The 13,012-nt window shown below is 59.0% G+C and carries 10 protein-coding genes; 1 reads left to right on the top strand and 9 read right to left on the bottom strand.

Translation table 11 applies throughout. From position 1 onward, the window contains the following. Positions 1-127 precede the first annotated feature (127 nt). The 8 genes from EAO39_RS04340 to EAO39_RS04305 all read right to left on the bottom strand — a co-directional run bounded on the left by EAO39_RS04340 (position 128) and on the right by EAO39_RS04305 (position 8,218). Positions 128-1,303 (bottom strand): deoxyguanosinetriphosphate triphosphohydrolase, encoded by a 1,176-nt coding sequence (locus tag EAO39_RS04340; protein ID WP_120966319.1) that lies wholly within the window; start codon positions 1,301-1,303, stop codon positions 128-130. 80 nt (positions 1,304-1,383) lie between these two features. Next, positions 1,384-2,481: a 3-dehydroquinate synthase gene (gene aroB / locus EAO39_RS04335; protein ID WP_120966318.1), complete on the bottom strand. Its 1,098-nt coding sequence runs from the start codon at positions 2,479-2,481 to the stop codon at positions 1,384-1,386. 73 nt (positions 2,482-2,554) lie between these two features. Further along, on the bottom strand, positions 2,555-3,091 hold the full coding sequence (locus tag EAO39_RS04330) for a shikimate kinase (RefSeq protein WP_120966317.1): 537 nt from the start codon (positions 3,089-3,091) through the stop codon (positions 2,555-2,557). 124 nt (positions 3,092-3,215) lie between these two features. Continuing rightward, complete coding sequence (locus EAO39_RS04325) at positions 3,216-5,318, bottom strand: type IV pilus secretin PilQ (protein WP_120966316.1); 2,103 nt, start codon at positions 5,316-5,318, stop codon at positions 3,216-3,218. After that, the gene (locus tag EAO39_RS04320) at positions 5,315-5,854 is read right to left on the bottom strand and encodes a pilus assembly protein PilP (RefSeq protein ID WP_120966315.1); all 540 of its coding nucleotides are present in this window, start codon (positions 5,852-5,854) and stop codon (positions 5,315-5,317) included. The genes EAO39_RS04325 and EAO39_RS04320 overlap by 4 nt, the downstream gene beginning before the upstream one ends. Continuing rightward, positions 5,851-6,531, bottom strand: coding sequence for a type 4a pilus biogenesis protein PilO (locus EAO39_RS04315; RefSeq protein WP_120966314.1), 681 nt, complete (start codon positions 6,529-6,531; stop codon positions 5,851-5,853). Before EAO39_RS04315 ends, EAO39_RS04320 begins: the two co-directional genes overlap by 4 nt. Next, positions 6,531-7,142, bottom strand: coding sequence for a PilN domain-containing protein (locus tag EAO39_RS04310; RefSeq protein ID WP_120966313.1), 612 nt, complete (start codon positions 7,140-7,142; stop codon positions 6,531-6,533). Before EAO39_RS04310 ends, EAO39_RS04315 begins: the two co-directional genes overlap by 1 nt. Further along, complete coding sequence (locus EAO39_RS04305; protein ID WP_120970678.1) at positions 7,139-8,218, bottom strand: pilus assembly protein PilM; 1,080 nt, start codon at positions 8,216-8,218, stop codon at positions 7,139-7,141. The genes EAO39_RS04310 and EAO39_RS04305 overlap by 4 nt, the downstream gene beginning before the upstream one ends. Before the next feature lie 363 nt (positions 8,219-8,581). On the opposite strand from EAO39_RS04305, the gene EAO39_RS04300 reads away from it, so the two are divergent. Beyond that, positions 8,582-10,912 (top strand): penicillin-binding protein 1A, encoded by a 2,331-nt coding sequence (locus tag EAO39_RS04300; RefSeq protein ID WP_120966312.1) that lies wholly within the window; start codon positions 8,582-8,584, stop codon positions 10,910-10,912. A 400-nt stretch (positions 10,913-11,312) separates the two neighbouring features. On the opposite strand, the gene groL is transcribed toward EAO39_RS04300, so the two are convergent. After that, on the bottom strand, positions 11,313-12,956 hold the full coding sequence (groL, locus tag EAO39_RS04295; protein WP_120966311.1) for a chaperonin GroEL: 1,644 nt from the start codon (positions 12,954-12,956) through the stop codon (positions 11,313-11,315). Positions 12,957-13,012: the final 56 nt, after the last annotated feature.

Below are 13,012 nucleotides of genomic sequence, written 5' to 3'. Positions count from 1 at the left end.
GGGGCTCAGCCCCCAGAGACAGCGCACTGGGCGGGAGATATTCCGGCTCTGGCACACAGGGCACATATTTTAGCGATCCGGCAGCCGCACTGCTTGCGCCGCTAGGCTAAACCCCGAAGGCCGCCAGCTACGCTCCCAGCAGTTTGAGTCCGGTAATGCGTTCATGTTCGCGCGCCGCATAGCGGTCCGTCATGCCGGCGATGAAGTCAGATACCACACGGGCGCGACCGCCCAGCGAATCCTCCCCCAGCGAACGCTGCACAAAGCGCGGCTTCATGCGCTCAGGCTCCACCATATAGGCGGCGAACAGATCGCGCACCACTTGCTGGGCACTGTCCATGGTCTGCATGACCTGGGGGTGACGGTATAGCTGGCGCAGCAAGAACTGCTTGAGCTGCTGAGACTCGGCCTTCATGGCATCGCTGAAGCTGATCAGCAAGCGGCCTGCAGCCCTCACCTCCTGCACCGATTGCACGCCAGACTGCGCCAGGCACAGGCGTGAGGTATCGATGACGTCATACACCTGATCACTGAGCATGCGCCGAATGCTCTCGTAAAGCAGACGCCTATCCGCCAGGGGCAGGCCCAGCTCGGGATGCTGAGCCAGTGTCGCCTCGTGGTAGCGCGCAAACAAAGGCACGGCATCGCATAGCTGGCTCATGGTGATCAGACCGGAGCGCACGCCGTCATCCACATCATGGGCGTTGTAGGCAATCGCATCGGCCAGATTGCATAGCTGGGCTTCCAGCGAAGGCTGGGTTCCCGCCAGAAAACGCTGTGCCACACCGCCGGGCTCGCGCGCTTCGATCAGCTCGGCGTTGCTGCGCGAGCAGTGCTTCAAAATGCCTTCGCGCGTCTCGAAGCTCAGATTCAGGCCATCGAACTGCGGGTAACGCTCTTCCAGACGGTCCACCACGCGCAGGCTTTGCAGATTGTGTTCAAAGCCGCCATGCGTGCGCATGCATTCGTTGAGCGCATCCTGCCCGGCATGGCCGAACGGAGTGTGTCCCAGGTCGTGAGCCAGGCAGATGGCCTCCACCAGGTCTTCATCCAGCCCCAGGGAGCGGGCAATCGAGCGCCCCAGCTGCGCCACCTCCAGCGAATGGGTGAGCCGCGTGCGAAACAGATCGCCCTCGTGATTCACAAACACCTGGGTCTTGTAGACCAGGCGCCTGAAAGCCGAAGAATGGACGATGCGATCGCGATCACGCTGAAATTCGCTGCGCGTAGGCGCTGCAGGTTCTGTGAAGCGGCGGCCCCGGCTTTGCGCCGGGTCGCAGGCATAAGCGGCCAAGGTCTGCATGGTTCACCCCATCTTCCGATGGAGTCACTCTAGCAGCTTGAATTGAACTTCAGCAAAACCCGGCCGCAGCCCGCCCACGATCAGGCGCAGCAGGCATCAATGACTTCGCGCACCAGCGCATCTGGCGCCGAACGCATCACCGCCTTGCCCGGGCCATCAATCAGCACAAAGCGGATCTCGCCCGCCTCGGACTTCTTGTCCACACGCATCAGCTCCAGATAGCGGCACGCATTGTCTTGCGCATCGATCACCGCGCCGCGCACGGGCAAACCAGCTCGCTCTATCAAGCTGCGCAGACGCTGCACAAAGGCCTCGTCCACCAGACCCAGTCGCCTGGAGAGTTCGGCAGCCATCACCATGCCTGCGGCCACGCCCTCGCCATGCAGCCAGTTGCCATAGCCCATGCCGGCTTCCATGGCATGGCCGAAGGTATGACCGAAATTGAGAATGGCGCGCAGACCGGCCTCCTTCTCGTCCTGCCCCACCACCCAGGCCTTGATCTCCACGCTGCGCCTGACGGCATGAACCAGCGCCGCAGGCTCTTGTGCACGCAGAGCATCCACATGCTCCTCCAGCCAGCTGAAAAATTCCATATCGGCAATCGGGCCGTACTTGATGACTTCCGCCAGTCCGGCACTCAGCTCGCGCGCAGGCAAAGTTGCCAGCGTTGCCAGATCGCAAACCACCAGCTGCGGCTGGTAGAACGCACCGATCATGTTCTTGCCCTGCGGGTGGTTGATGGCCGTCTTGCCCCCTACCGAAGAATCGACTTGCGACAGCAGCGTGGTCGGCACCTGCACAAAAGGCACGCCTCGCATATAGCTGGCCGCAGCAAAACCCGTCATATCGCCAACCACGCCACCACCCAGGGCAAACAGCACGGTCTTGCGATCGCAGCCGTTCGACAACAGGCCATCAAAGATCAGGTTCAGCGTCTGCCAGTCCTTATGCTCCTCGCCATCGGGCAGTATGACTTCGTGCACCTGTGGGTACTGGGTTTGCAGCGCCGCCTTGAGCGATACCAGATACAGCGGGGCCACCACCTCATTGGTCACGATCAGGGCCGCAGCCGCCTTGGGCAGCTTTTGCCAGGTGGCGCTTTGCGGTACCACGCCCTGATCAATCACGATGGAGTAGCTGCGTTCGCCCAAATCAATCTGCACGGTTTCCACTTCGATTTCCTATCTGCATTTCTTGCCGAGGCTGCGTGCCTCCGAATATTCAAGCCGGCGCCTAGTGCGCCTAAAGCGTTCAGCCCACAGTCCCCAACTCGACCTGCATGGCTACGCGTTGCGCCACCTGTGTTGCCGACAGGCCGCTGCCTGCCACCACGAAATCAGCCACTTCCTTGTACAAAGGGTCACGCACCGCCAGCAAGTCCATCAGCCGCTGCAGCGGGTTATCCACCTGCAACAGCGGGCGCTGGGTATCGCGCTGCAAGCGGCGAGCGATCTCATGGGGTGAGGCACTCAGATACACCACCTTGGAATGCGCTTTCAGCTGCATGCGATTTTCAGGCCTCAGCACGGCGCCGCCACCGGTCGCGATCACCATGGGTGCGGATTGGGACAGCAGCTGCGCCAGCACATCGCGCTCCACGTCGCGAAAGCGGGCTTCTCCCTCTTTCGCAAAGAAGTCGCGAATCGAGCATTGAATCTGCTCCTCGATTGCCACGTCCACATCCACAAAAGGCATGGACCAGCGCTTGGACAAATAACGGCCAATAGTGGATTTGCCACTCCCGGGCAAACCCACCAAAGCAATATGTGATGCTGTCAACAAACTCATTGAATCCGCCAGACTGTCCGTGCAATTGAGAGGAGTCCGATTGTCGCAGCGTCCAGGCTTTCGCCCATAAAAAAGGCCTGCAGTCTCGCGATGCAGGCCTTGGCACAGTAAGAAACGCCGCCAGTTATTTGTTGGAGTTACGCACCTGGCTGAGCATTTTGGGAGTGATGAAGACCAGCATTTCACGCTTGGTCGAAGCCTTGGTTCTGCTCTTGAACAGATTGCCAAGCCCCGGGATGTCGCCCAGCAAAGGCACTTTGGTGACCTGATTGGTTTCTTCCATCTCGAAGATGCCACCGATCACCACCGTGCCGCCGTTCTCCACCAGCACCTGCGTCTTGATGTGCTTGGTATCAATGGCCACGCCCTGGGTCGTGGTCTCACCACGGCTGTCCTTGTTCACGTCCAGATCCAGGATGATGTCACCTTCCGGCGTAATCTGGGGCGTGACCTCCAATTTCAGCACCGCTTTCTTGAACGAGATGGTGGTGGCGCCATTGGGAGCCGTCACCGAATACGGGTACTCGGTACCTTGCTCGATCAAGGCCTTGTTCTGATCGGCCGTCACCAATCGGGGGTTGGAGATGATCTTGCCATCGCCCTCGGCCTCCAGCGCGGACAATTCCAGCGACAGAAAGCGCGACATGGAGCTGTTGAACACCGAAAATGCAATCTGCCCAACGGTGTTGATGCCCGAAATACTGGCGGGAAGATTCACGAAATTCCCACTGGGAAATGTCGCTGCCGCTCCTCCAGAGGTATTTGGCAGAAATTGGGAGGACGTCATGGAAGCATTGCTTCCCACCGCTCCGCCACCAAACCTCACCCCCAAAGAGCGCCCGAAGGTATCACGGGCCTCCACGATGCGCGCTTCGATCATGACCTGGCGCACGGGCACATCCAGGGTGGCCAAAAGCGTTTTGAACTCTTCCAGCTTGGAAGGGGTATCGGTCACAAACAGCTGATTGGTACGAGGCTCAGAGATTGCCGAACCCCGGGTCGACAAAAAGCGCGTGCTTTGGCCCACGCCAGCACCACCGCCCCCTGTCGAGGTGGTGATCTGCTGCAAGATATCGGCAGCCTTGGCGTAATTGAGCTGGAAGCCCTGCGTGCGCAACGGCTCTAGCTTCTGGATTTCCATCGCCGCTTCATAGTCGCGCTTGGTGCGGGCATCGATTTCATCTTTGGGCGCAATCCACAGCACCGAACCGGACTTGCGCATGCCAAGACCCTTGGCATCCATGATGATCTGCAAAGCCTGATCCCAGGGAACATCCTTGAGCCGCAAGGTCAGTGCACCGGTGACCGTGTCCGAAGTGACGATATTAAAGTTGGTGAAATCAGCGATCACCTGCAGCAGCGAACGCACTTCGATATTCTGGAAATTCAGCGACAGCTTTTCTCCGCTGTAACCCGGACCCTGGGTCAGCTTGCTGGTATCGATCTTCTTTTGGCGAATCTCCAGCACAAACTGGTTGTCGCTTTGGTAGGCGCTGTGTTCCCATTCGCCCAAGGCATCTACACGCATGCGCACACGATCGCCCTGTGCCACCGTCGAAATGGTTTGCACCGGCGTACCAAAATCACCCACGTCAAGTTTGCGGCGCAAGTTCTCTGGCAAGGAAGTACGCAGGAAGTCAATGACCAAGCCCTTGCCCTCCTGACGCAAGTCCACCCCAACTTGGTTGCTGCCCAGTCCCACCACAATGCGGCCGGAGCCATCGGCGCCACGGCGGAAATCCACATCGCGAATCGGGGGCACATCGCTGACGGCGGTCTTGCTCTCGAACACACGCGATACGGCAGGCGCCGCGGCTTGGGCCGCGCTGGCAGGATCAAGCACGATCAGCAAGGCCTTGCCCTGGCGTTGCAGCTTATAGGTGGTTGCGGCCTTCAGATTCAGCACCAGACGAGAGCGCCCGGAAGCCTCCACGATATTGGCCGAACGCAAATTGCCTTGGTTGAAATCCACCAGAGACTTGCCCGTGGCGTTGGTCACGCCGGGAAAGTCCAGGGCAATGCGCGCGGGCGACTGGATAACAAAACCTGTGGGGTCGGCCACGAGAGGCTCGGACATCTCCACACGAATCACCTCCGTGCCGGACTGTATTACGCCTGTGACGGATTCAATACGTGCCTGTGCCCATGCCAAGGAGCTGACCAGCAATCCGCCGAGAGTCAATCCCCAACGGGCTTTTGCCAAAACGCTGTGGTGCTTGCCCATCATTTTCTCCCCTCCTGCAACTCCAAAGTACTCGTCTTCTCAATCCAGTCCCCGCCACCGTCTTGGACGATTTCACGCAGTTGAATGGAGTTCTCCGTTATTTGGGTAATTTTTCCGTAGTTCTGACCCAGATAGTTCCCGACCCGTACCTGGTACAGCAGGCTGCCCACCTTGACCAAGGCCGTAGGCACGTTTTTCTTGTCCAGGCTGCCGACCATGGTCATGGTGTCCAGCGGCTCCGACTCCAACGGTTCCTTGCGGCGATTGAGCTCTGGCGCAATCAGGCTGGCGTTGGCATTGGACTGAGCCGATTCCCGGCGCAGCACCTGAATCAGCTTCATGGGATTGAATGGCTCCATGCCCTGCCCGGCGTCATAGGCCTGGGGTTTGAACGGCTTGGGTTCTTCCAGTGGCGTGATTCTGGGCTTGGCATTCGCCCTCTCCTGCGTCATCCACTCGCGCAACTGGTCTTCATCCGAGGACATGCAGCCCGAAAGTGCAAGTGCCGAGACAAATATGCCGGCTAAGGCCTTGTTCATTTCTTCCCCTTGGATGCATCGCGCTGAGCCTTGACCTCTTCCGAATCGAGATAACGGAAGGTACGGGCTGTCGCATCCATGACCAATATGTCCGAGCCCTTATCCGGGCTCGCAGGCGCAATGGACAGGTTGTTCAAGGTCACGATGCGGGACAGAAATGCAATATCGGAAGCAAAAGAGCCTATGTCATGGTAACGGCCCACCACCTTCAAGCTAATGGGCAGCTCTGCGTAATACTCCTTGGTCACCATCGCGCCGGGTCTGAACATTTCAAACTCCAGGCTTCGACCCAGGCCGGCCTGATTGATATCCGAGAGCAAGGCCGCCATTTCGGCTTTGCTGGGCAACTGCTTTTCCAGCTGCGTCACATACTGTTCCACCTGTTCGCGCTGCTTTTTCAAGGCATCCAGGCTCACGGCCTTGCTGAGCTTGCTCTGATAATCCTGACGCAAGGTCTGCTCGGTCGTGCGCTCCTGCTCCAGTTCTGCCTCGTAGTCCTTGAGCAGCACAAACCAAAGCAAAGCGGTGACAGCGACCGCAACCGCCGCATAAAGCAGAGCTTTTGGCAATACCGGCCACACCGAAGGATCGTTGGGATCCAGATTGCGAAACTGACGCTGAACCCTCTCCTGCAGCGCAGCAAAATCGATGTCCAGCGATTTTTTCTTCTTGGCCATCACTTTGCCCCCACCGGTTGATTGGCCGCCGCCATGCTTTTTTCTGCATCGCTCACACGCGTCAGATTGAAGCGCAAAGTGAATGCAGCGGCCCGGCGCTTCTCCTTGGGAGTCACATCCACAGTCTTGGCCACGATTTCCTGTAGTTCAGGCTTGGAGAACCAGGGTGTCCCCTCGGACAAATTGCGCAGCATCTCCGAAATACGCTCGTTGGACTGGGCCGTCCCCTGCATGGTGACAATCAGCCCTTCTTGCTTGATGCTGGTGATGTACACACCGTCAGGCAGCTGCCTGACCAGTTCATTGAGCATGTGCACGGGAAGATTTCGGTCCGACTGCAGATCTTCCACCGCCTTCTGGCGCGCACGCAAAGCGGTAATTTCACCCTCCAGGCCGGCAATCTCCTTGATCTGCGCCTCAAGCGTCGTGATCTCCGAGCGCAGCAGATTGTTCTTGTTCTGCTGGTTCTCTATCATCGCCTGGAAGGTCCAGTAAATAAGCCCTGCGACCAGCAAGCCTGCCAGTGCAGCCAGCACCATATTGACCTGAAAAGCTTCTTTGCGACGCTTTTTGGCCGCCTCACGATGCGGCAGTAAATTGATCAAGATCACGCGACAAACCTCCGCAAGGCCAGACCGCAGGAGGTGAGATACGAGGGTGCCTCTCTGGCCATGCGCTTGAGACGCACACCGCTGCCAATCTCCATGCCGTCAAATGGATTGACCAGACCACAGGCAAAGCCGGTCTGCTGGCTTACCGCCTCGGCAAGACCTGGCAGCGAAGCTGAACCGCCAGCCAACAAGATGTGATCCACGCGGTTGTAAGGCGTGCTGGTAAAGAAGAACTGCAAGGCACGCGCCACCTCTTGCGTCAGGCTTTGCACAAAAGGCTTGAGCACTGCAGTGTTGTAATCGTCAGGCAGATCACCGCTGCGTTTTTTCGCTTCGGCTTCTTCGGGGGAAAAGCCATACTGGCGCGCAAGCAGCTGGGTCAGTTGGGCACCGCCAAACGCCTGATCGCGCTCATACAGCACGTCCTCGTCGCGCAGCACCTGCATGCTGGTCGTCATGGCGCCCACTTCAAACAATGCGACCACCGCTCCGCCCCCTTCATTGGGCAAGAGGGACATCAAGCGTGCTGCTGCCATGCGAGCCGCGTTCGATTCAATATCGATGATCACGGGCTTGAGCCCTGCGGCTTCTGCCAGACCTTGGCGATCCTGGACTTTTTCCTTGCGCGAAGCGGCAATCAGCACATCCACATCACCGTGCGATACGGCAGACGGCCCCATCACACAAAAGTCCAGGCTCACCTCATCCAGGGAAAAAGGGATGTACTGGTTGGCTTCAGACTCTACTTGCAGCTCCAGTTCCTGCTCGCTCATGCCCGCAGGAAGCGTGATTTTCTTGGTGATGACGGCAGAGGCGGGCAAAGCCATGGCCACGTTTTTGGTTCGTGTGCCGCTTTTTTTGACCAGACGACGCAAGGCATCTGCAACTTCTTCGAATTTTTCGATGTTGCCGTCCGTGATCCAGCCCTTTTCCAGCGGCTCGATGGCGCAGCGCTCCAGCTGCAACTCACCCGACTTGCTTTGGGACAGCTCCACCAGCTTCACACTGGATGAGCTGATATCAATGCCAAGCAGAGGTGCAGGCTGACGACTGAATAAGGAACTCAGAGCAATCAACATGTCCCCTTTAATATGTAATAACCGAAACAAATGCCCAGACTAATGCTGGATGCTATCAGCATGCAAGCAGCGGAAAGCGCTAGTCATACAAGGTTCTCCCTTATATCGTGGCCAAAAAAATACATTTTTTGTGCCCCATCAAATGCAACAGCACAATCTCCACGCAAACACTACGCTCAGGCAGCTGGCATAGGATGCTCGTTTGCCTGACGGCCAAACGCCTCGCATTCCCAAGAGCGTCAAGCCGACAGAGGGCATTTCTATAATGCCTCGATCCATTGGACATACAGCGAAATGCCGCCATCAGATAACTCTGCTTCACAGACTCCCCGGTCTGCACCCAACTCTCCCAAGCCCCGCATGCACTGGCTCCCTCGTTCCATCCTCTGGCTGTTCGGCCTGGCGGTGGCCGGCGTGCTGGGCGTGGCCCTGGCCGTCGCCGTCGCCTTGGCCATGGCCTACCCTAACCTGCCCGACGTCTCTGAACTGGCGGACTACCGACCCAAGCTGCCGCTGCGCGTGTATTCCAGCGAAGGCGCCTTGCTGGGCGAGTTCGGCGAGGAACGCCGCACCCTGACGCCCATCCAGGAAATTCCCAAGGTCATGACCAATGCGGTGCTGGCCATCGAAGACACCCGCTTCTTCGAGCATGGCGGCGTGGACTACAAGGGCATGCTGCGCGCAGCGCTGGCCAACCTGGGCAAGGTCAAGAGCCAGGGCGCATCCACCATCACCATGCAGGTGGCGCGCAATGTCTATCTTTCTTCCGAGAAGACCTTTACCCGCAAGATCTACGAAATCCTGCTCACCTTCAAGCTTGAGCATCTGCTGACCAAGAACCAGATCCTCGAGATCTACATGAACCAGATTTATCTGGGCAACCGCGCTTACGGCTTTGCAGCTGCCAGCGAGGCCTATTTCGGCAAGCCGCTCAAGGACATCACGGTCGCAGAGGCTGCGATGCTGGCGGGCCTGCCCAAGGCGCCTTCGGCCTACAACCCCATCAGCAACCCCAAGCGCGCCAAGATCCGCCAGCAGTACATCATTGACCGCATGGAGGAAAACGGCTTCATCACTGCCGACCAAGCCAAAGAGGCCCGCGAAGAGCAGCTCAAGATTCGCACGGCCAGCAACTCCACCCGTATTCATGCCGAATATGTGGCGGAAATGGCCAGACAGCTCATCTTTGCCCAGTACGGCAGCGAAGCCTACACCCGCGGCCTCAATGTCTACACCACGCTGAATGCCGGCGAGCAGGAAGCCGCTTACAAGGCGCTGCGTGAAGGCATCATGAACTACGAGCGCCGCCAGAAGTACCGCGGCCCGGAGAAATTCATCGCCATGCCAGGCAATGCCCAGGAGCTGGAAGATGCCATTGACGATGCCCTGGCCAACCACCCCGACAACGGCGACGTGATTGCCGCCGTGGTGCTGGAAGCCGGCCCGCGCAAGATTGTGGCGGCCCGTGCAGACGGCGAGCATTTCGAAATCACCGGCGACGGCTTGAAGCCTGTGGAATCGGGATTGAGCCCCAAGGCGCCACCCAATATCAAAATCCGTCCCGGCGCCGTGATTCGTGCCGTCAAGACACCCAAGGGCAGCTGGGAAGCGACGCAGTTGCCTGAGGTGGAAGGCGCTTTTGTTGCCGTGGTGCCCCAGACCGGTGCCATCCGCGCCCTGGTCGGCGGTTTTGACTTCGAAAAGAATAAGTTCAACCACGTGACACAGGCCTGGCGCCAGCCCGGCTCCAGCTTCAAGCCGGTGATCTACTCGGCAGCGCTGGAAAAAGGCTTTTCGCCTGCCACCATGATCAATGATGCGCCGATTTTCTTCGGCTCTTCCGTCACCGGCGGCCAGCCTTGGGAACCCAAGAACTACGACGGCCGCTATGACGGACCCATGACCATGCGCACGGGCTTGAACAAGTCCAAGAACATGATCTCCATCCGCCTGCTGCAGGCCGTGGGCCCCAAGCAAGGCCAGGAATGGGCGACCCGCTTTGGCTTCGAAGCCGCCAAACAACCCGCATATCTGACGCTAGCTCTAGGCGCAGGCTCGGTGACGCCTTTGCAGATGGCTGCGGCCTATTCCGTCTTTGCCAACGGCGGCCACCGCGCCAATCCCTGGCTGATTGCCAAGGTGACGGATCACAAGGGCCGCGTGCTGTCCGAGTTCACGCCGCCCCCGGTCACGGATCTGCCCCAGGCCATTCCCGCCCGCAACGCCTTTGTGATGAGCACCATGCTCAACGACGTGGCCCGCGTGGGTACGGCTGCCCGGGCCCAGGCCACGCTCAAGCGCCCTGACCTGTACGGCAAGACCGGCACCACCAATGACTCGGTGGACGCCTGGTTCTCCGGCTTTCAGCCCACCATGGCAGCGGTCTCGTGGATTGGCTATGACACGCCCCGCAATCTGGGCTCGCGCGAAACCGGTGGCGGTCTGAGCCTGCCCATCTGGATCAGCTTCATGCAGCACGCGCTCAAGGGTGTGCCCGTGGCCGAAATGCCCGTACCTCCAGGCGTTGTCAACATGGGTGGCGACTGGTACTACGAAGAAAACGTCCGTGGCGGCGGCGTGAGCAACCTGGGCATGGACGGCAGCGACTCCAACACAGGCTCGGCTGGCGGCTCCACGCCTGCGCCTGCAACCGAAGAGCGCAGCCGCATTCTGGACTTGTTCCGCAACTGATCAGAATCAAGCCAAGCATCGGCGAATGAACTTCATTCGCTGAAAGCCAAGGCCACAACCCAAACGCCCGGCGCGCAAGCTCCGGGCGTTTTTTATGGCGGTCGGCCGTTACTCACATTGCTCATCTAGGTGGGGGCACATGCCGGCAGATGCGCAGCCGATTTCAGCCTGGCACACCACAGAATCAGGAGCCGCAATGCAGCCAGGCACAAGCCTCTTGCAAGAGGCCGGGGCAATGCCGCTTCATCATGAACTCAAAAAACATGAGCAGCTAGCGCACCAAGGCAAAGAGCTAGATGCTTGTTTGATTCCTAAAGGGCAATAAAAAAGGCCGCAATGAATGCGGCCTTTTAGGGGCTGGTTGAATGGCCTTGCGGCCATTCGGTCAGCGGCTTGGCAATTACATGCCCATGCCGCCCATGCCACCCATGCCACCCATGTCGGGCATGGCAGGGCCGCCGTCAGCCTTGGGGGCTTCAGCGATCATGCACTCGGTGGTCAGCAGCAGCGAAGCCACGGAAGCAGCGTTTTGCAGTGCAGTGCGAGTCACCTTGGTGGGATCCAGAATACCCATTTCCAGCATGTCGCCGTAGGTGTCGTTGGCAGCGTTGAAGCCGAAGTTGCCTTGGCCCTTCAACACAGCGTCCACCACAACCGAAGGCTCGCCACCGGCGTTGGCCACGATTTCGCGCAGAGGAGCTTCCACAGCCTTGAGCACCAGCTTGATACCGGCGTCTTGCTCGGCATTGCCAGTGGACAGAGTGCCCACAGCTTGCTTGGCGCGCAGCAGAGCCACGCCGCCGCCGGCCACGATGCCTTCTTCCACAGCAGCGCGGGTAGCGTGCAGGGCGTCTTCAACGCGGGCCTTCTTTTCCTTCATTTCGACTTCGGTGGCAGCGCCAACCTTGATCACGGCAACACCGCCGGCCAGCTTGGCCACGCGTTCTTGCAGCTTTTCACGGTCGTAGTCGCTGGACGCTTCTTCGATCTGAGCGCGGATTTGCTTGACGCGGGCTTCGATTTCAACAGCTTGGCCAGCACCGTCGATGATGGTGGTGTTTTCCTTGCCGATTTCGACGCGTTGAGCTTGACCCAGGTCTTCCAGAGTCACCTTGTCCAGGGTCAGGCCCACTTCTTCAGCGATGACCTTGCCGCCAGTCAGGATGGCGATGTCTTCCAGCATGGCCTTGCGGCGGTCGCCGAAGCCAGGAGCCTTCACAGCCACAACCTTCAGGATGCCGCGGATGGTGTTCACCACCAGAGTTGCCAGGGCTTCGCCTTCGACATCTTCAGCAATGATCAGCAGGGGACGGCCAGCCTTGGCAACTTGCTCCAGTGTGGGCAGCAGGTCGCGGATGTTGCTGATCTTCTTGTCGAACAGCAGCACGAAGGGGTTGTCCAGAATCGCGGCTTGCTTTTCGGGGTTGTTGATGAAGTAGGGCGACAGGTAGCCGCGGTCGAATTGCATGCCTTCCACGACATCCAGTTCGTTGGCCAGGGACTTGCCTTCTTCAACAGTGATCACGCCTTCCTTGCCGACCTTGTCCATGGCTTCAGCAATGATGCTGCCCACGGATTCGTCGGAGTTGGCGGAGATGGAACCGACTTGAGCGATTTCCTTGGAAGTGGTCGTGGCCTTGGATTGCTTCTTCAGCTCTTCCACCAGGGCGATCACAGCCTTGTCGATACCGCGCTTCAGGTCCATGGGGTTCAGACCAGCGGCCACGTACTTGGAGCCTTCGCGCACGATGGCTTGGGCCAGCACGGTAGCCGTCGTGGTGCCGTCACCGGCGATGTCGTTGGTCTTGGAGGCCACTTCCTTCACGAGCTGGGCGCCCATGTTCTGCAGCTTGTCCTTGAGTTCGATTTCCTTGGCCACGGACACACCGTCCTTGGTCACGGTGGGGGCGCCGAACGAGCGCTCCAGCACCACATTGCGGCCCTTGGGGCCCAGGGTCACTTTGACTGCGTTAGCCAGAATGTTCACGCCTTCAACCATGCGTGCACGTGCTTCACCGCCGAAAACTACGTCTTTTGCTGCCATTTTTGGCTCCTACAAAATTTGGATCAATTTGGCTGCTAACGCTTATCAATGAAGCG

It is taken from the genome of Comamonas sp. lk, assembly GCF_900564145.1.
In the GTDB taxonomy this organism is placed as follows: Bacteria; Pseudomonadota; Gammaproteobacteria; order Burkholderiales; family Burkholderiaceae_C; genus Comamonas.
The sequence above is the reverse complement of the archived record's forward strand: the minus strand, read 5'-3'. Positions and strand labels throughout refer to the sequence as shown.

Excerpts from the sequence above, each read along its gene's own strand:
- EAO39_RS04340 (WP_120966319.1), bottom strand. The coding sequence starts at position 1,303 with ATGCAGACCTTGGCCGCTTATGCCTGCGACCCGGCGCAAAGCCGGGGC.
- EAO39_RS04330 (WP_120966317.1), bottom strand. The coding sequence starts at position 3,091 with ATGAGTTTGTTGACAGCATCACATATTGCTTTGGTGGGTTTGCCCGGG.
- EAO39_RS04325 (WP_120966316.1), bottom strand. The coding sequence starts at position 5,318 with ATGATGGGCAAGCACCACAGCGTTTTGGCAAAAGCCCGTTGGGGATTG.
- EAO39_RS04320 (WP_120966315.1), bottom strand. The coding sequence starts at position 5,854 with ATGAACAAGGCCTTAGCCGGCATATTTGTCTCGGCACTTGCACTTTCG.
- EAO39_RS04315 (WP_120966314.1), bottom strand. The coding sequence starts at position 6,531 with ATGGCCAAGAAGAAAAAATCGCTGGACATCGATTTTGCTGCGCTGCAG.
- EAO39_RS04300 (WP_120966312.1), top strand. The coding sequence starts at position 8,582 with ATGCACTGGCTCCCTCGTTCCATCCTCTGGCTGTTCGGCCTGGCGGTG.
- groL (WP_120966311.1), bottom strand. The coding sequence starts at position 12,956 with ATGGCAGCAAAAGACGTAGTTTTCGGCGGTGAAGCACGTGCACGCATG.